The organism is Helicobacter sp. MIT 03-1614, from assembly GCF_000762925.2.
GTDB classification, from domain to species: Bacteria; Campylobacterota; Campylobacteria; order Campylobacterales; family Helicobacteraceae; genus Helicobacter_C; species Helicobacter_C hepaticus.
The window spans coordinates 184,627-202,516 of record NZ_JRMS02000001.1 but is presented as its reverse complement, the minus strand read 5'-3'; the positions used below and the strand labels follow the sequence as shown (position 1 = coordinate 202,516).

At 33.9% G+C, this 17,890-nt stretch carries 16 protein-coding genes; 4 read left to right on the top strand and 12 right to left on the bottom strand.

Annotated features, from left to right (window positions below; all coding sequences use genetic code 11):
- Positions 1 to 23 precede the first annotated feature (23 nt).
- Positions 24 to 674 carry an FAD-dependent thymidylate synthase gene (gene thyX, locus LS66_RS01020; protein ID WP_081947938.1) on the top strand — a complete coding sequence of 217 codons (651 nt, stop codon included), beginning with the start codon at positions 24 to 26 and terminating at the stop codon, positions 672 to 674.
- Between the two features lie 5 nt (positions 675 to 679).
- Here the strand turns inward: thyX and LS66_RS01015 are convergent, their stop codons facing one another.
- Genes LS66_RS01015 through LS66_RS01000 form a run of 4 tightly spaced genes read right to left on the bottom strand, consistent with a single transcriptional unit; the run spans position 680 to position 3,952 of the window.
- On the bottom strand, positions 680 to 1,276 hold the full coding sequence (locus tag LS66_RS01015) for a hypothetical protein (protein WP_011115961.1): 597 nt from the start codon (positions 1,274 to 1,276) through the stop codon (positions 680 to 682).
- Positions 1,273 to 2,049, bottom strand: coding sequence for an MlaD family protein (locus LS66_RS01010; protein ID WP_011115962.1), 777 nt, complete (start codon positions 2,047 to 2,049; stop codon positions 1,273 to 1,275). The genes LS66_RS01015 and LS66_RS01010 overlap by 4 nt, the downstream gene beginning before the upstream one ends.
- Positions 2,034 to 2,840, bottom strand: a complete 807-nt coding sequence (locus LS66_RS01005; protein ID WP_011115963.1) for an ABC transporter ATP-binding protein — start codon at positions 2,838 to 2,840, stop codon at positions 2,034 to 2,036. Before LS66_RS01005 ends, LS66_RS01010 begins: the two co-directional genes overlap by 16 nt.
- A complete protein-coding gene (locus tag LS66_RS01000) occupies positions 2,837 to 3,952 on the bottom strand; it encodes an MlaE family lipid ABC transporter permease subunit (protein WP_034365898.1) in 1,116 nt (371 codons plus the stop codon). Before LS66_RS01000 ends, LS66_RS01005 begins: the two co-directional genes overlap by 4 nt.
- A gap of 253 nt (positions 3,953 to 4,205) precedes the next feature.
- On the opposite strand from LS66_RS01000, the gene dnaN reads away from it, so the two are divergent.
- Together dnaN and gyrB are read left to right on the top strand one after the other, a co-directional pair.
- Entirely contained in the window at positions 4,206 to 5,267 is a 1,062-nt protein-coding gene (gene dnaN, locus LS66_RS00995; RefSeq protein ID WP_034365896.1) for a DNA polymerase III subunit beta, read from the top strand.
- 24 nt (positions 5,268 to 5,291) lie between these two features.
- Positions 5,292 to 7,610, top strand: coding sequence for a DNA topoisomerase (ATP-hydrolyzing) subunit B (gyrB, locus tag LS66_RS00990; RefSeq protein ID WP_011115967.1), 2,319 nt, complete (start codon positions 5,292 to 5,294; stop codon positions 7,608 to 7,610).
- A 12-nt stretch (positions 7,611 to 7,622) separates the two neighbouring features.
- Here the strand turns inward: gyrB and LS66_RS00985 are convergent, their stop codons facing one another.
- The 7 genes from LS66_RS00985 to LS66_RS00955 all read right to left on the bottom strand — a co-directional run bounded on the left by LS66_RS00985 (position 7,623) and on the right by LS66_RS00955 (position 16,055).
- Entirely contained in the window at positions 7,623 to 8,777 is a 1,155-nt protein-coding gene (locus LS66_RS00985) for a hypothetical protein (protein WP_034365892.1), read from the bottom strand.
- A 9-nt stretch (positions 8,778 to 8,786) separates the two neighbouring features.
- Positions 8,787 to 10,079, bottom strand: a complete 1,293-nt coding sequence (locus tag LS66_RS00980) for an MBOAT family protein (RefSeq protein WP_371414312.1) — start codon at positions 10,077 to 10,079, stop codon at positions 8,787 to 8,789.
- A gap of 1,009 nt (positions 10,080 to 11,088) precedes the next feature.
- The gene (gene leuB / locus LS66_RS00975; RefSeq protein ID WP_034367677.1) at positions 11,089 to 12,162 is read right to left on the bottom strand and encodes a 3-isopropylmalate dehydrogenase; all 1,074 of its coding nucleotides are present in this window, start codon (positions 12,160 to 12,162) and stop codon (positions 11,089 to 11,091) included.
- A gap of 16 nt (positions 12,163 to 12,178) precedes the next feature.
- Positions 12,179 to 12,676 (bottom strand): 3-isopropylmalate dehydratase small subunit, encoded by a 498-nt coding sequence (gene leuD, locus LS66_RS00970; RefSeq protein ID WP_034367675.1) that lies wholly within the window; start codon positions 12,674 to 12,676, stop codon positions 12,179 to 12,181.
- Between the two features lie 55 nt (positions 12,677 to 12,731).
- Positions 12,732 to 13,994, bottom strand: a complete 1,263-nt coding sequence (gene leuC, locus LS66_RS00965) for a 3-isopropylmalate dehydratase large subunit (protein ID WP_011115976.1) — start codon at positions 13,992 to 13,994, stop codon at positions 12,732 to 12,734.
- 15 nt (positions 13,995 to 14,009) lie between these two features.
- Positions 14,010 to 15,686, bottom strand: coding sequence for a 2-isopropylmalate synthase (locus LS66_RS00960; RefSeq protein ID WP_034367672.1), 1,677 nt, complete (start codon positions 15,684 to 15,686; stop codon positions 14,010 to 14,012).
- 168 nt (positions 15,687 to 15,854) lie between these two features.
- On the bottom strand, positions 15,855 to 16,055 hold the full coding sequence (locus LS66_RS00955) for a hypothetical protein (protein ID WP_011115978.1): 201 nt from the start codon (positions 16,053 to 16,055) through the stop codon (positions 15,855 to 15,857).
- Positions 16,056 to 16,134: 79 nt separating this feature from the next.
- On the opposite strand from LS66_RS00955, the gene LS66_RS00950 reads away from it, so the two are divergent.
- The gene (locus LS66_RS00950) at positions 16,135 to 17,127 is read left to right on the top strand and encodes a transaldolase (protein ID WP_034367670.1); all 993 of its coding nucleotides are present in this window, start codon (positions 16,135 to 16,137) and stop codon (positions 17,125 to 17,127) included.
- Between the two features lie 10 nt (positions 17,128 to 17,137).
- Here LS66_RS00950 and LS66_RS00945 read toward each other — a convergent pair whose 3' ends face one another.
- Positions 17,138 to 17,884 carry a protein disulfide-isomerase gene (locus LS66_RS00945; protein WP_034367667.1) on the bottom strand — a complete coding sequence of 249 codons (747 nt, stop codon included), beginning with the start codon at positions 17,882 to 17,884 and terminating at the stop codon, positions 17,138 to 17,140.
- Between the last annotated feature and the right edge of the window lie 6 nt (positions 17,885 to 17,890).

Sequence of the window (17,890 nt, the reverse complement as noted above, 5' to 3'; positions counted from 1 at the left end):
CAATATCCTAAAAGGAATCCCTAATGGAAAAAACCATACCTTGCAATATCATTATCACTCTTTTGCATTACACACCATTGCATATTTGCAGCAATGCCATTCGCACCTGCTGGCAGAGCTTTGATAAGGGCGATAATGGTGGAGAAAAAGACATTGAACTCATTGATAGAGTGGGCAATAAATTTAAACACGCAAGCACTTTGGAACATTTATATTATAATTTTTATATTAAAGGGATTTCACGAGCGTGTTTGCAAGAACTTGCACGTCATCGCCTCGCAAGCTATAGCGTAAAATCATCGCGTTATACACTCAAAGAACTAAAAAACCTTCCAAGCTTTCTCCCTGTTAATGATGAGAATCTTGCTCGTGCAGAGCAATTTGTTGTTTTTACAAATAATAAGGAAGTTGATATTGCCTCACTTAAAGCACTTGAAAACTTACGCGAGATTTTGTGTAATAATGTGAGCAATGACGTCGCTAAATTTGCTATGCCAGAATCTTATCGCACAGAGCTAAGTTTTAGTATTAATGCACGAAGTTTGCAAAATTTCCTTTCTTTACGCACTTCTAAATCTGCGCTTTGGGAGATTCGTGCTTTAGCCTTTAGCATATTTAACGCATTGCCAGAAGAACATCGTTTTATTTTTCAAGATTGTATGCAAGAATGTTGAAAAAATTATAATGCTTTTAATACTTTATCAAGCACCTCATCACTTGCACGGGCAAATCCAAGAGCGATATTTTGGTCAGAAATAGAATCTAAAGGCACTTTAGAAGTAAGAGTGGCACTTTTATTATGAATATATGTTTTCATATCCATAACCTCATAAAATACACTTATTTGTGCGCTATAAGTTCCTTTTTCATTAAGCACTTGCAAAGATAAAAGAGATATTTTAAGAATCTTATCAAATTTTTGCGTGCCAAAGGGCTGGATAGATACTTGAAAACATTTGTTTTGTAGCTTTGAGAGAAGTTTAAATTTAAGCATTTCTTTTGGAGAATTTATCCACTTTTTTCCTTTAATCTCACTCACTTGCAAAGTTTTGCTATCAAATAGTATCAATGAATTACTATCAAAAGGCGTAGAGGCATATATATCAAGCAATCCGATGTTTTTAGAATTAAGAACCTTACACGCTTGTTCTCCTTGTTTTTGTGTATCTGGTGTATGCAGAGTAAAATACTCTATTTTTTGCATTTCAGAGGCAATCTTAATATCAACACAGCCTCCAAACATAAATATACATAGGCATAAAATATACAATCTCATTTTTTATCCTTTTGTGAGGATTGATTTTGCTTACCAAAGAGACTATTATAAGGGTCTTTGTCCATTTTGTCTATAAATGATGAAGCTTGGTTAAAAAATTTGCTCATATCTTGCAAGCTCCCTTGAAGCTGAAAGAGTGTAGGAGTGAGAATCTCACGTAAATTATATTCACCTCTTTGCATATTTTTATTCATTTGCGCGCTTATGTTTTGGAGATTGTGTGCAGAGTTGCTTAATTCTTTAATCATTATATTAATTTCTTGGAGATTTTCTTCATTCAAACCATTATTAAGACTTTTAAGTAAAGATGCCATATCATCACTTAGCTCACTTGCTTTGCTCATAATCTTTTCAATACTTCCCTTATCAAGTTCAAGCACCTTTTTGCCCTCGCTATTTTTTTGAAGCAATTCTCCTCCATTGCTTTGAATAAGTGAAAGATAATTCGCTCCTGCCAACCCTTGAGAGCTAATGATGACTTTAGCATTTTCACGCACATATAATTGAGAATCTATAAGCATTTGAATTTGTATTGTGCCTTCTTTAATATCTTTAAAGCTTACAGATTGCACTCTTCCAACACTAATACCTTTGTAACGTATAGGTGTATTTGCGCTGACACCACTTACTTCATCAGAGCTATATGCATAATATTGTGTATATCGCGTAGAATCTATTTCAAAACGATTAAGCCACAATATAAAAGCAACCATTAATATCAAAATAATAAAAAAGAGTGTGGCAATCCACACATATTTTACATTGCGTTCCATTTATTATCTCCTTTTGATATATTTTCTTCAAAACTTTGCCAAAATCTTATCCCTCGTTGTCCTGAAAAGATTTTTGCCTGATTATCTCCTTGCTGTTTTTGATGATAAAGTTCAGACAATGTGCCTTCAAATACAATATGCTTATCTTCAAGTAAAATCAATCTATCTACACTATCTTTAATAGAATCTAAATCGTGTGTTACCATTACAATCGTAATTTTCAATACTTCTTTAAGCTTAATAATCAAAGTGTCAAATCGTTCCGAACTTTGTAAATCAAGCCCGCTTGTAGGTTCATCTAAAAATAAAATATCAGGACTAAGGGCTAAAGCTCGTGCAAGTGCTACACGCTTTTTCATACCACCAGAGAGCTCATAAGGATATTTATAAGCTACTTCCTTAGATAAGCCTACTAACTCTAACCACATCTTTGAGATTCTATTAATAGTTAGGGTATCATAATGACTTTTTTGAGTAAGTAAAAAAGCCACATTATCAAGCACATTCATTGATGAAAACAATGCTCCAAATTGAAACATCACTCCACAGCGATTAAGAATCCTCCCTCGTTTATCTTCAGGTAATGCCCAAATATTTTCTCCAAAAAATTCAATTTTTCCAGAAGTTGGTTTTTCCAAAAAAAGCATATTTTTAAGCAATGTGCTTTTACCACTTCCACTTCCACCTAAGATACCAAAAATTTCACCTTTTTTCACATCAAAACTAATCCCATTGTGAATAATAACATCACCATATTGTGTATAAAGCTCACGTACTTTAATAATACTCATATATCAAGCCTTGTTGTAATAACTGAAAATATTGCATTAATTAAAATGACCCAAAAAAGAGCATTAACTACACTTTTTGTTGTCTCAAGCCCTATAGATTCTGTATCACCTTTGACATACAATCCACGAAAACAGCCTACAAGAGCAATAGCCGCTCCAAAAAAAGGTGCCTTTATCATTCCTACTAAAAAGTGATTAATACCCACATATTCATAGAATCTCTCCAAATATTGCATAAAATTTATGCCTGTTTGCATTTTTACTGCAAGCATTGCTGCAAATAAACTCACGCTATCAGCCAAGAAAACTAATAAAGGCATTACAATTATAAGTGCTAAAACTCGCGGTAATATAAGGTAATCAAAGAGGCTTAGATTCATCGTTTTAAGTGCATCATTTTCTTCTGTAAGATTCATTACACCAAGTTGTGCGCTAAAGGCTGATGAACTCCGCCCAGCAATAACAATAGCTAAAATAAAAGGTCCTAATTCACGCAAGGATAGTTTTGCTACTATCTCTACACTCATTAAAGGAACACCCATTTTTTCTAATTGCAATACCCCTTGTAAAGCAATTGCATAACTGACAATAAAAGCTGTAAGCAAAGCAACTGGTAAAGCTTTGAATCCTGCTTCATTCATATGATAAAATATAGAGCCGCATTTAAAACGGTGTGGTGAGAGAAGTGAAAGAAAAAAATACCACAGACACATACCACAAAAATTTAAAAAATTTAAAAAGCTTTCAAAAAATTGCTCTACGCGTTTCCCTAAAGGAATTAAAACCATATGTGAAATCTTTAACGAAAAAGCATTATTAATAGCATTTTCTTCATTCTCTTTTGGTAACGAAGAAGAAAGAGTTTGAAAAATCTCATTTGTTCGAGTATTTGTGCCTATAATTTGTGTGTCCTTATCTACAATAAGCCCATAAATAAATGCACAAAAAACAAAATCTGCTTTTGAAACTCGCTTAAAATCAATAGTGAGTTTATGTTGAGAAATAATAGCTTCACTCAAAGCTTCTCGTTGTTTTTTAGATAATGAATAATCACATCTACCTTGAAGCTCTATAAGTGCCCTATCTCCTTGAAAACTAATCCTAAAATCCATCATACACCATGTAATTATAAAATATACAGAAAATCTAAAGAAAGAAATTATAACAAAAGCTTGTAATCTAAAATAGAAATTATCCAAACTCTAAGAATTTTTAAGTTATAATAAAGTGAAATAATGTGAAAAATAACTCTTTAATTTTCACATTTAAATATAAAAGTATAGGCGGATTAGTAGCACTTTTTCACTTTTTCACTTTCCCTACTACCCCTACTTTAAAATAATTCTATTACAAAGGACATTGCAGATGAAAATCTCACTTCCAAAAAGCTCATTAGAAACAATCCTCACAAACTGCCAAAATTTCCTTGACAAAAGAGACAGATCTCAAATTACCTCTCATATCTACTTTGAAGCACAAGATGATAAACTTCTCCTTAAAGCCACAGATTATGAAATTTGGCTTGAATCCTACATCAACATTCCTTGTCAAGCACAGGGAAATGCCACAGTCAATGGAAAACAGATTCTTGATATTATTAAACGCCTCAAAGACGACAATGTTACTATCGAAACAAAACAAGATTCTCTTCACATATCTCAAGGGAAAGCACGCACAAAACTCCCTATGTTTAATGCTGACGAATTCCCAAAATTCCCAGAGTATGACGTAAATGCACAAATTAATATAGAATCTGATAAATTTCTCAATTCCATTAAAAAAATCAATCCTGCTGTAGATACAAATAATCCAAAATATGAGCTTAATGGTTCTTTACTTGACATTAAAGATTATAGTTTTAATTTTGTAGCTACTGATACAAGACGACTTGCGCTCATTGAATATAAAAACCCATCTATTAATGCTCTCTCACTTGTGATACCAAAAAAAGCAATTAATGAAATACAAAAACTCTTTGTAGATACACTTGAAATTTATCACAATCCTACACATTTGATTCTTAAAAACAATGATTATACCTTTTATACAAAACTTATCAGTGGTAAATATCCTGATTATGAGAAAATCATTCCCAAAGAATTCAAACATAAAATCGTGCTTCCCAAAGACAAATTTGTTGATGCTTTACAATTCGTCAAATCACTTGCAAATAACATCAAAATTACTCTTTCTCCAAATGAAGTGCTTTTTGAATCTCTTAATGAAGAAAGTGGTGAAGCTTCTACACAAATTGAAGTGCAAACAAACATTGAAAACCTTACGCTTGGCATTAACTCTAAATATATCTTAGATTTTCTTTCACAAATTGATGCAAATGAATTTACGCTTTGTATTAATGAACCAAATACACCATTTGTAGTAATGAGTGAGAATTTTTCAACTGTTATTATGCCTGTGATTCTCTAAAATTAAAAAACGGAGCTCATATCAATGGAAAAAAAAGAATATCAAGCAAGTAATATTAAAGTTTTAAAAGGCTTAGAAGCTGTCCGAAAACGCCCTGGTATGTATATTGGTGATACAAACTCTGGTGGATTGCATCATATGATTTATGAAGTAGTAGACAATTCAATAGATGAGGCTATGGCAGGGTATTGTGATAAAATCAATATTACTCTCACTATGGAAGGCAGTGCTATTATTGAAGATAATGGACGTGGAATCCCAGTAGATATTCATCCTACTGAAAATCTTCCTGCAGCCACACTCGTTCTTACAACACTTCACGCAGGTGGAAAGTTTGACCAGGATACTTACAAAGTCTCTGGCGGATTACACGGAGTAGGTGTAAGTGTAGTGAATGCTCTTTCTAAACGTCTTATTATGACTATCAAAAAAAATGGACATATTTATCGTCAAGAGTTTGCTAAAGGTATCCCTCAAAGCGATTTAGAAGTTATCGGTAATACTAAAAAGCACGGCACCACTATTGAGTTTTTCCCTGATGGAGAAGTAATGGAAGTGCTTGAATTTGATAAAGATATTCTTGTTCGTAGATTTAAAGAAATGGCATATCTTAACCATAATATTACCATTCAATTTAAAGATGAACGCACACAATTTGAAGAAATCTATCACTTTGAAGGGGGGCTAAAACAATTTATTCAAGATGTAAATAAAAAGCCACTTATTTCATCAATTATAAGTTTTGAGGCTACAGAGCAAGAGAGTGAAATTGAAATCGCTCTTGCTTATAATGAAGGCTATGATGAAAAACTTTTAAGTTTTGTAAATAATATTCGCACACCTGATGGAGGAACACACGAGGCAGGATTTAGAGCAGGATTGAGCCGTGCGATTATGAATTATATTGAAGCAAATGCAAATGCACGTGAAAAAGATGCAAAAGTAAGTGGTGAAGATGTACGTGAGGGGCTTGTGGCTATTATTTCTACTAAAATTATTGATCCTCAATTTGAAGGACAAACTAAAGGTAAACTTGGAAGCTCTTTTGTTAAGCCTATTGTGCAAAAGCTCACTTATGAAAAACTCTCAAAATTCTTTGAAGAAAATCCTAATGAAGCTAAGGCTATTATGCAAAAAGCTATTATGGCGGCGCGCGGGAGAGAAGCTGCTAAAAAAGCTCGTGATTTAACGCGTAAGAAAGAGAGTTTTTCTGTTGGCACTTTGCCCGGTAAGCTTGCAGATTGCCAAAGTAAAGATCCGAGTGTGTCAGAAATTTATCTTGTAGAAGGTGATAGTGCTGGTGGAAGTGCAAAACAAGGACGTGATAGGACTTTCCAAGCAATCTTGCCATTGCGTGGAAAAATTCTTAATGTTGAAAAATCTCGTCTTGATAAGATTTTGAAATCTGATGAAATTAAAAATATGATTACTGCTTTTGGTTGTGGTATAGGTGAGGAATTTAATATAGAAAAATTGCGTTATCACAAAATTATTATTATGACAGATGCAGATGTTGATGGAAGCCATATACAAACGCTTTTAATGACATTTTTCTATCGTTATTTAAAACCCTTAGTCGAAAATGGACATATTTATATTGCTCAACCGCCACTTTATCGTTATAAAAAGGGTAAAAAAGAAATATATCTTAAAGATGAACGTGCTTTAAGCGAATACTTAATTGAAAATGGCATTGAAAATTTCAAGTTTGAGGGTGTTGGTAACCGTGAATTACTTGAGATTCTTAAATTTATTTCACATTATCGCTCAATCCTCAAGGAGCTAGAAAAACGTTATCCGATGATTGAAGTTGTGCGTTATTTGGTTGAAAATGAGCAGTTTGATACATTAGAGCTTAAAGCATTAAGTCAAAATATAGAATCTTATCTTATAAGCAAAGAATGCAATATTTTAAATAAAACAACTGCACAAGAACAAATTACGCTTTATGTGCAAACAAAAGTTGGACTTGTAGAGCTTAGCATTAATGACACACTTTTTATGGATAATTTCTTCCAAGAAGCACGATTTATTTATAAGAAAATTGCCGATAGAGATTTAGGATTTTTAAATGATGAAGATATGATTGTTTTCTTAGAGAGAATTGAGGAAAGTGCAAAAAAAGATGCTTATATCCAAAGATACAAAGGTTTAGGAGAGATGAATCCAGATCAATTATGGGAAACAACAATGATTCCACAAAATCGCACACTTTTGCGTGTTAAAATTGATAATGATATAAACACTGATGAAATTTTCACACTTTTTATGGGTGATGAGGTAGAGCCACGAAGAGCTTATATACAAGAGCACGCTAAAGATGTAAAACACCTTGATGTGTAGATTCTATAGAATCTAATTAGTTTTTATACTCTCATCATTCATAATCTCTATAATCTCGCTCATATCGTAGTTTTTTAGTTTTGATTCTAGCTCTGTAAAGTAGTTTTCAACATTTTGAGAATCCAAATAAATGCCAAAATCTTTTATAGGCGTGAAATCTTTTGAAGTCAATGTTTTAGCAATCATTTTCCCTACATAGGGATAAAAATGAGAATGGTCAAAATGATGTTGTTTATAATTTTGCGTGATTTCATTAAATCCCATAAACTGATAAATCCCACCAAACACTTCAATATGGATTCTTATCCATTGTTTATACTCTTCCCATCTTTTGGCAAAATTAATTTCAGCTGCGAGTAAAATCACAGGTATAGGGGAAGTATAAACTACAAATTGAGAGTTTGGATTATGAGATTTTACATTGATAAGAATATTTCTTAATACTTCTTCATCAAAGTTATATTTATCTCCAACAAATCCTAAATTTAATGCCTTTAGTCCATATTTTAAAGTTGGGATTCTGTGTTTTTCCTCTATTCTCTCTTGATATTTTATATTATTTCTAGAATAGTATTTATCGTTTTTTGCATAATATGTATCACCCTTGCGTTTTCGGTTAAAGTTAATTACTAGAATATCCTTTAATTGTTTGTTTGCAGTAAATATATTTTGGATTCTATTAAAAGGATTATTTAATGGCTCAAATGCTATATTAACCCTATCTTTAGCTGTTTGTTTATCTAAAGTATCAGAACCAAAAAAATCTATTTGTAAGTAAATTGTATGTAAAGAATGTCCTTTTTGTTTCATTAAATCCAAATAGTATTCATATTCAAAGGGAACCATACCCCCTGCAGCAAAATTAAAACATTTTTTACCCTCAAAATCATATTGATTAACATAAGTTGCCCTAGAGCTACCGAGCAAAACACTATCATAAGATTCTCTTTTGTTATAATAAATCCTATTCACCTTTTCTACCCTTTCATTAATGCTGTTGAAAAAATAATTATATTTATGAGAGGGTGTTCCATATAAGAAATAAGGATCAATGGCAAGGTTTAAACAGGCTATAATGCCAAGAAAACACGTCACACAAGAAAGTATGCTTACAATCCATTTTCTTTCATTCATAGTTTGTTGAGCAAAATTCTTTAATTTTTTCATTTTATGTCTTTAAAAATTGAAATAAATAAATTCAGTGTAGGGGTTACTCCCCAATACAAATAAAGAGTAACATAAGAATACAGCTGCAAGAATGGCATTAAAAACATTCGTTCTAAATCCTTCCAACCTCTCCACACCATTCCTCATTCCCACACACACTACAAACCCTAAGATAATATAAATAATCGTATCATTCCTTCCACCAATATGTTCTAAGAGTGCAGGCATACGATGTGCCTTTAGAGGCAATTCCACCCAAGTAATCCCAAACATTCCTTTAAGTAGATTGATTGCTCCACTTACATTCTCACTTCTAAAAAATATCCAAGTGATATTTATAAAGTTAAAAGTAATAAACCAACATAAAAACTTATATACTTTAGTATCTAAACAATGTAAAAAGATAAGTTTATATTTATGAGATATATGTTTAGATATAACAGAAGCAGCATTGAAACTCACACTTGCTTTATTGTCTTTAACATTGACTTTGTCTTTTGATAAAGAAATCTCTATCTTTCCTCTTATGCTCTTTATACTCCAAGTATAGATTCTATGAATACACATTGCACTTCCGTGTAGTATCCCCCATATTATAAATCCATAGCCTGCTCCGTGCCAAATGCCACTAAGAAAGGCTACAATAAAAAGATTTCTAAGTGTAAGGAGTTGATTAATGGTAGTATAGAATCTGCTGTGTTGATACTTTGTATTTTTATTCCCTCCAAGAGGAATATAGACATATTCTTTTAAAAATCTCCCGAGCGTTATATGCCATCTGCGCCAAAACTCACTGATATTTAAAGACTTATAAGGAGAATTAAAATTAAGAGGCAACATTATCCCAAAGAATAATCCTAAACCTATTGCCATATCAGCATATCCACTAAAATCAAAGTAGAGTTGGAAAGTATAAGAGAGTGAAGTAGCCCAAGATTCTGCAATATTTAATACTCCTCCATTCTCTACAACATTAAATCCAGCATTTGCCCACTTTGCAAAAGAATCTGCAATGAATACTTTTTTAAATAATCCAATGGAGAAGATAAAAAGTCCCTTTGCACAATGCTCCCATACTTTAGCATTTAAAGAGTGTAAAAAGAGGCTATGGAATTGAGGCATCATCTCTTTATGATGCACAATAGGACCAGCAATGAGTTGAGGAAAAAAACAGATAAAAAGAGCATAATCTAGGAAGTTGATTGAGGTTTGAGAATCTAATTTCTCACTTTGGCATCGTTCTTTTACCTCTTGCATATCACTTATATCTACTTTTTTATAACAATCTATTAAAAAAGCAATTTGTTGAAAGGTTACAAAGGAGAGAGCAAGAGGTAAAAGAATATGAGGTAAGGGAATATTAAAATCAAGTTCTAAAAGATTGGAAAAGAGATTGAAATTCTCTAAAAAAAAATCAGTGTATTTAAAAAATCCTAATAAAGAGAGATTAAAGATAATGCCTATAATTAAATACTGCTTCCCCCCCCCCCGTTGCTTTTAGGATAAAATGAGCTAAGGAGAAATTAACCAACATAGAAAAGATGAGGATAAAGATATATTCAACTTTAAAATATCCATAAAAAAATACACTTGCACCAATGAGAAATACTTTAGCAAGAGAGTAGCACTTCATAGCCCTTAATGTATAAAATCCTAATAAGCTTATGGGTAAAAAAGCAAGGATAAAGATATAGGAGGAGAAGAGCATAGGATTCCTTGTGAGATTATTACGTTTAAGATTTAAATCCAAAAACCTTACAAATTAATAAAGATAATATTATAAAATATAAATGTAAAATAGTAAAGATTTTAAACTGATTTATGCTGTAGGCTTTGACACTCTTTTTCTCTACTTTCTCTTTCTGTTATTTTTTTACCATTTTCATCATAGATTATGCAAAGCGCAATATCCCTATACATACAAAGCGATTCCCTCACTATGCCTTTATCATATACATAAATACATTATTATACCAAAGTCCATTTTTTTGTTATTTTTAATTTCTCCCCACATTTCCAAAAAACCATTTTTAAATATATACGCTTTGCCATCAGGAATGTTCTCTAGGTAAATAGCATTATTGAACATTAAGCCAAATACAAGTTGTTTTGTAAGAGGCAAAATAAGATTATCTATTTTAAAACATATTCATCAGGGTTAGGGTCGCCTAGAGTCCCTCATAAACTTCTGTGGTGTAAAAAATATGATTATTTATCCATTTTTCAGTATAAGAAAATCCAACGAGCAAAGCAATGAGGATATTTAATCCTAGCATCAATTTTAAAGCTCTTTTAGTCCATTTAGGCAACATTATATAACCGATTCTAAAATCACATCACCCATTTGCTCACAGCCTACAAGTTGCATTCCCTCACTCATCATATCTCCTGTGCGGTAGCCTTTATCAAGTGCATTTTGGACTGCTTTTTGTATCGCCTCACTCTCTTTTGTTAATCCAAATGAAAGCTCTAACATCATCGCTGCAGATAGAATTGTTCCTATGGGATTTGCTTTATCTTGCCCTGCAATATCGGGCGCACTGCCGTGTATAGGCTCATACATACCCAAAGTGCCATTTGAGAGAGAAGCAGAGGGGATAACGCCAATAGTGCCTGTAATAATACTCGCCTCATCACTTAGAATATCACCAAACATATTTTCAGTAAGAAGCACATCAAATTGGCTCGGTGCGCGACAAATTTGCATTGCTGCATTATCTACATACATATAGCTAAGATGCACATCTTTGTAGTTTTGAGCCACTTTATCTACCACTTCTCGCCACAATCTTGAAGAACTTAACACATTTGCTTTATCAACGCAAACAATTTCTTTTTTGCGATTTCTAGCAATATTAAAAGCAACTTTCGCAATGGATTCTATCTGTGAAGCAGTATAAGTCATTGCATCACTTGCTACTTTTTCACCATTGATTTCTTCTAGCTTATGTTCGCCAAAATATACTCCACCGATGAGTTCGCGCACAATGATAAAATCAATGCCACGATTTAAAATCTCATCTTTTAATGGACTAGCCTTGCTTAGTTGGGGTAAAAGTGTCGCTGGACGGATATTGGCAAATAATCCTAGCTCTTTTCGCAATGTAAGAAGCGCTTTTTCTGGGCGATTATGGCTAGGCTCATTATCCCATTTGGGACCACCTACTGCACCCAAAAGCACACTATCGCTTTGTTTGCAAATTTGCAAACTTTTCATTGGGAGACATTCCCCGCATTCATCAATGGCAGCTCCACCTGCCAAAACCTCTTCAAATATGAATGTATGCTCATATTTTTTTGCTACTGCTTTTAGAATCTTTAATGCCTGTGTGATGACTTCTTTGCCAATACCATCACCATATATTACTGCAATGCGTTTTTGCATATCTCCTCCTTATATATTAGGCATTTGCCTTTTGTTTGCTAATCCAATTTAAATATCCATTTGCATTGATGATTTCTTGGATAAAAGGCGGAAAAGGTGTGGTGCTAAATTGTTGATTATTTTTGCAATTTGTAATGATACCCTTATCAAAATCAATAGCTACCTCATCGCCATTTTCTAGGCTTTGTGCTACTTCTTCAGATTCTATAATTGCAAGTCCAATGTTAATGGCATTGCGATAAAAAATGCGCGCAAAAGATTTAGCGATAATACACGAAATCCCACTTGCTTTAATGGCAATAGGTGCGTGTTCTCTGCTACTCCCACAGCCAAAATTCCAACCTCCCACCATAATATCGCCCTCTTTGACTTTGGCAACAAAATCCTTATCAATATCCTCCATACAATGACTCGCGAGTTCTTTATGATCAGCAGTATTAAGATACCGCGCTGGTATAATGACATCTGTATCTACATTATCGCCATATTTATGGACAAAACCCTGTGCTTTCATATTTTACACTCCTTAAAGATTACTATTTTGCTTTTTTGTGCTATTAAGTCATTAGCTAGGCTATATCTTGTGGCGCACTTAAAATCCCTCTTACAGCACTTGCTGCTGCCACTTCAGGCGAGGAGAGATAGACTTCACTTGTGATATGTCCCATTCTGCCTACAAAGTTACGATTAGTTGTAGAGACACATTTTTCATTTGCCGCTAAAATCCCCATATGTCCGCCAAGACAAGGTCCGCAAGTAGGTGTAGAGACAACAGCCCCAGCTTTGATAAAGGTTTCTAAATAGCCACGATTGATGCACTCTAGGTAAATATTTTGAGTAGCAGGGATAATAATACAGCGTGTATTTTTTGCAATGGTTTTATCCTTTAGAATCTCTGCAGCCACTGCCATATCGCTTAATCTCCCATTTGTGCAAGAGCCAATGACAACTTGGTCAATTTTGATTTCGCCCCAATCATCTTTTTCTTTTGTGTTTTCAGGCAAATGTGGAAATGCCACTGTGTGATTGATAGAATCTAAGTCAATATCAAAAACTTGCTCATACTCCGCATCAACATCTGCTTTGTAGATTCTAAAATCTCTCTTTGTGCGCCCTTTGGCATAACTAATTGTAATATCATCAACCTCAAAAATACCATTTTTTGCTCCTGCTTCTATTGCCATATTTGCAATGCAAAGCCTATCATCAATGGTAAGATTTTTTAATCCCTCTCCACCAAATTCCATACTTTTATACAGCGCACCATCAACGCCAATTTTGCCAATAATATGTAAAATCACATCTTTACCACTGACATAAGGACGCAGTTTGCCTTTGAGGTTAAATTTTATAGCATAAGGCACTTTAAACCACGCTTGTCCTGTTGCCATACCCACAGCCATATCAGTAGAGCCTACCCCTGTTGAAAACGCACCTAATGCTCCATAAGTGCAGGTATGAGAATCTGCACCAATGATAAGGTCTCCAATAGTTACAATGCCTTGTTCTGGCAAGAGCGCGTGTTCTACGCCCATATTGCCCACATCATAATAATGAGAAATATCAAAATCTTTAGCAAAACATCGGCATTGAGCACTTTGTGTAGCCGCTTTGATATCTTTATTAGGTGCGAAATGATCCATTACAAGTGAGATTTTATCTTTGTCAAAAACTTTTTGAAATTTTGCCTCCTTGAAAGCGTTAATCGCCACTGGTGTGGTGATGTCATTGCCTAGCACCATATCAAGTTTTGCCATAATTAAATCATTAGGGCGCACAGATTCTAATCCTGCTCTATCAGCAAGAATTTTTTGCGACATTGTCATTCCCATAGTTCCTCCTTAGTTTTATATAATGCGATTAAGGGCACTTACAAGCCCATATATAGATGCAGTAATAATATCATTATCAATACCTACTCCAAAGCATTTTTTTCCTTTGCTCTCTATTTGCACATATGAGACAGCTTGTGAAGTAGAACCTTTTTTAAGCGAATGTTCGCTGTAATCAATGATTTCAAAGTCTAAATTCAAATGCTCTCTTAAAGCATTCGCAATACTATCAAGCCGCCCATTGCCTTTACCCGTGATTTCTTGTTGTGTTTTAGAATTTTCTTTTGCGTAAAGAATGTGTAATTTTACATTAAATTCTTGCGAAGGTTTAGAATCTATGTGTGTAAAATAAAAATCTTGCACACAAAGCGTATTGTTGAGATTTACAAAATCATTTTGAAAAATCTCACAAATTTCATCAGGGCTTAGTTCTTTGTGAGCTTTGTCAGAAATATTTTTCACATAATAAGAAAACTCCTCTCTAAAAAGTGGCGGAAGATTCACACCATAATGATGGTGCAAAATATAGGCAATCCCACCTTTACCACTTTGAGAATTAATACGTATCACATCGCTTTCATATACACGCCCTACATCTTTTGGATCAATGGGCAAATAAGGCACACTCCAAGTGCTTAAATTATGTTCTTTATGATATGCCATACCTTTGGCAATAGCATCTTGATGAGAGCCTGAAAATGCTGCAAATACGAGTTTACCTGAATATGGTTGTCGTTCATACACCTGCATTTTTGTTACTTTTTCATATACATCGCAAATGGAGGGGATATTGCTAAAATCAAGTTTAGGATCTACGCCGTGTGAATGCATATTCATCGCAAGAGTGATAATATCCACATTTCCCGTGCGCTCACCATTGCCAAAAAGTGTGCCTTCGATTCTATCCGCACCTGCGAGCAAGCCTAATTCTGCATCTGCTATAGCACAGCCTCTATCATTATGCGGGTGGAGAGAAATAAGCACATTTTCTCTGTTTTTGAGATGCTTTGACATATATTCCACTTGACTTGCATAGATATGAGGTAAGCTCATTTCCACAGTTACAGGGAGATTAATAATAAGTTTTTTTTCTGGTGTAGGCTCAAAAATATCAATGACAGCATTACACACTTCAAGTGCATAATCTACTTCTGTGCCACTAAAACTCTCTGGAGAATATTCAAACCTAAAATTACCTTTTGTGGCTGCTGCACTTTCTTTAAGGCATATTGCTCCTTCACACGCAATGCGTTTTATCTCATCTTTTGATTTTCTAAAGACTTGTTCTCTTTGGGCATAAGAGGTGGAATTATATACGTGCACGATAGCATTTTTGCAGCCCTCAAGACTTTCGAAAGTTTTTTTAATGATATGTTCTCGTGCTTGAGTAAGCACCTGCACGCTTACATCATCAGGAATAAGATCCTCTTCAATCAATGTGCGCAAAAAGCGATATTCTGTTTCACTCGCTGCAGGAAATCCCACCTCAATTTCTTTAAATCCAACTTTTAGTAGCAGTTTAAAAAATGTAATTTTTTCTTCTAGGCTCATAGGCGTGATAAGGGCTTGATTCCCATCGCGTAAATCCACGCTGCACCAAATTGGTGCTTTGGCAATATATTCTTTTTTGCTCCATTCTAAAGACGGCGTAGGAGGCATAAAATAGCCTCTTTGATATTTTGTATAACTCATAAGAAACTCCTATTTAAGAAAAAATTGCTACTAAAAAAGCCTTTTATTGTAGCAATAAAAACTACATAAGTAATAAAAATTCTCTAAAAACGAAAGCTTTTAGGTTATAAGAGAACCTTAATGTATCACTTTGTATAGTCAAAATAAATTTATTGCATAAAAATGCAATTATTCTTCATAGCCTTGTATTACCCAGCCTTTTGGTGTGGGGATTATTTCATATTTTTGTGCTGAATACAAATCAAATACATAGCACGCTGAACTTTCAAGCTCTGCTCGTTCCACAGGAATAACCTTAAGCCTATCTTGCACTTCTTGCATATCTTCACACATAGCGCTAAAGCCGCACATCATTAATTTATACTGCATAAGCTTCTCCTAATTTTTTTAATGTAATATTGCCATTTTATTCTTATAAAATAGCCATTATTTTAAATAAGGAGCAAGAGTGCATAGTATTGATTTTAGTTTATGGTGTGATTTTATACAAAGAGATTTCTTAGAAAATGAGTTTAGCAAACTCGTAGATTCAGGGCTAATAAATGGAGCCACAAGCAATCCAAGTATTTTCGCTCAAGCTCTTAAGAGTCCTGTGTATCAAAATGCTATTGCTAAATTAAAGGGGAAAAATCCAAAAGAAATTTATGAACATCTTGCTCTTGAAGATATTCACCGGGCAGCACAGATACTTAAATATTTGTGGGAGAGTAATCCGACGCAAGGTTTTATTAGTCTTGAAATTGACCCACTTTTGTGTGATGATGTTGCACAAAGCGTAGATGAAGGCGTGAGATTGTATCATAGTATTGCTATGCCAAATGTGATGATAAAAGTGCCAGCTACTTTTGCAGGATATGAAATAATGAATGCGCTTGCCACAAAAGGGATAAATATAAATGCGACTTTGGTTTTTACTCCCTCTCAAGCAAAAGAATGTGCATTAGCATTACAAGAGGGTTTTAAAAAAGCGCAAGATTCTCATTTAGAGCATTCTAACTTGCTTCAAGGCGTAATAAGTGTATTTGTTTCACGTTTTGATAGGGTAGTTGATGAACATATTGTGCAATCGCATTTGCGCTCACAAGTGGGTATTATGAATGCAATGGATTGTTATGAAGTGATTGAGCAATATAATGTGCCTCATATCCGCACACTTTTTGCCTCAACGGGTGTAAAGGGTGAAGATTTGCCAAAAAGTTATTATATTGACAAACTTATTTTGCCTCATAGTATCAATACTGCCCCACTTGAAAGTATTAGAGCTTATCAGATGAGTGAGGATAAAGAACAAAAATCATTAATTAATACATCTTCACGCTTGGCATTTTGGGAGGATATGAAAGAGAAAAATATCCATCGTGACATTATCGCTCATCGCCTTTTAGATGAGGGGCTTGTGGCATTTAAGCAAAGTTTTGAAGATTTGCTTAAATCACTTTAGTTTTTGTCATTTATTTATTACGCTCATAAACAAATGGCACACTTTTAATGCCTGCATCTATCACCTTTTGATTTATCTTCATTGTATCTTTTATATCAATATTAATATAACTTGTGGGCACTTTGGATTTGGGCGTATAAACTTCTCTAAGAATCTTAAGTTTTTCTTTATCATCTTTAACATCAGGCAATCTATCGCGCAACATACTTGATTTAATGGGAGAATCTTCGCCTACAAATCCCACAAGTAGCATATACACATCAGAATCTTTTAACCTTTCTTGGATATTGTTAAGCTCTTTTTGACAGCTAGGACAATTGGGGTCAGAGACAATGTAGGTAATTTTTTTGGCATTTTTATTAGGGGAACGAAGGATAATATATTCATCTTGGGGAATCTTTTTAAATAACGTATCAAGGATAGCTTTATCGGGTTTAGATTCGCTTTGAGTTTGTTTGATGAGGCTACCTACCGCACCCATATCCTCGCTTTTATGTGCAAAGAATACATTTGAAACACCCATAACAAGTTTGCCATCTTTGCTTGCAAAAATTGGCACTTGCATATTGCCCACAGCAATAAGCACAAGTTTTACATCAGGGCTTGATTGGAGGTTTTGAATTTTGAGAATCTTAATATCTTGTTTTGTATTGCTTTTAATCGTGGCTTTGAGTGTATCTTCAAAACTTGCTCCAAAACTCGTTGAGATACTCAATAAAAGCATACAAAAAACATATATTATGGTATTTTTTTTCATTGTATT